The sequence below is a fragment of the Streptomyces sp. NPDC096013 genome (assembly GCF_044763565.1).
Taxonomy (GTDB): Bacteria; Actinomycetota; Actinomycetes; order Streptomycetales; family Streptomycetaceae; genus Streptomyces.
In genome coordinates this window covers 1534283-1535611 of sequence record NZ_JBIWGK010000001.1, presented here as the reverse complement: position 1 = coordinate 1535611, position 1329 = coordinate 1534283, and the positions used below count along the sequence as shown (strand labels likewise).

The 1329-nt window shown below is 71.8% G+C and carries 1 protein-coding gene; it reads left to right on the top strand.

The features are described 5' to 3' along the window. The first annotated feature begins 37 nt into the window (after window positions 1–37). Window positions 38–1303 carry a ricin-type beta-trefoil lectin domain protein gene (locus tag ACIRB1_RS06585; protein ID WP_403464765.1) on the top strand — a complete coding sequence of 422 codons (1266 nt, stop codon included), beginning with the start codon at window positions 38–40 and terminating at the stop codon, window positions 1301–1303. Window positions 1304–1329 lie beyond the last annotated feature (26 nt).

The following is a 1329-nucleotide window of genomic DNA, read 5'->3' as shown; positions in this document are numbered from 1 at the left end:
CCGGTCGTCACCCGATCCCCTTTCTGGAAGGACCAGCATGTCCGGCAAGAACAGCCCGCAGCACCAGGCAGCGACGGGCGGGGCGGAGCCCACTCCGGCCCCGGACACCACCGCGAGCGGTACCCCCGAGACCACCGAACTCCCGGCCACGAGCGGTGAGTCGGAGAGCGCCAGCACTGCCGCCACCGGCACTCCGGAGACCGCGGCGCAGGCGGAAGCGGTGCTGACGCCTCCCGCGCAGCCTGCGGCGGCGGCGGCGCAACTCCCGGGCGCGGAAACCGCCGTAGGAACCGATGCGAGCGCCCGTGCGGGCACCGGGGGTGGCGCCGACGGGGGCACCACCTCCGAAGCAGCCGCCGGCACCCGGGCCCAGGGCCACGCCGACCCCGACCCGGACCCCGCCGCCGGAGCCCTCGCCGGAGCGGCAACAGCCGAGTCCGGAGCGGGGGTTGGAGCGGGTTCGGGAACCGGTGAGGACACGGCCACCGCCGCTCCTGCCTTCGGCCGTCCCTCCCGAGGTCTCCTCGCCGGCGCCGCGATAGCCGGTGCGCTGCTGATCGGGGTGCCGTTCCTGGTGTCGGGGCTGCTCGGCAAGTCGAGTTCGGACAGCAAGCCGTCGGACCAGGTCGCGGACGCCGGGACGGTGCTGAACGGGGCGACGACGGACAGCGGCGCGGGCGCCTACGGTTCGGCCACCCCGGAACCGACCTCGCCGAAGCCGACCCCCTCGCACCCGTCGGGCGGCAAGAACAAGGCGGTGAAGCACGGCGCGGGAGCGGCGGCGGCCGGCGCCGGTTCCGGTGCCGGGGTCATCGCGGGCAGTTCCGCCGAGGCCCCCAAGAAGGCGTCCTCCGGGAAGAGTTCGACGAAGAAGTCCACCACGCCCAAGGTCACGGCCACCAAGACGGTGATCAGCGCCCCCGGCACCACCATCTACAGCCACGCCTCCAACAAGTGCATCGAGATGGTGGGTCACAAGGGCGCCGACGGTTCGCCGCTGCAGATCAACAGCTGCACCGGCAAGAACTGGCAGAAGTGGGACTTCCGTTCGGACGGCACGATCCGCTCGATGGGCCTGTGCATGGACGTCGCCTGGGGCTCGTCGGCGAACGGCGCGGTGATCCAGATCGCGGTGTGCAGCGGCAACCCGGCCCAGCAGTTCCGCCTCAACTCCAGCAACGACCTGGTCAATCCGCAGTCCAACAAGTGCGTGGACGTCAAGGACCAGAAGACCGCCAACGGCACCCGGATCCAGCTCTGGGACTGCAACGGCCAGGACAACCAGAAGTGGAGCACCCGCTGAACACGGCGGTGCCGCCGCACCCGTGA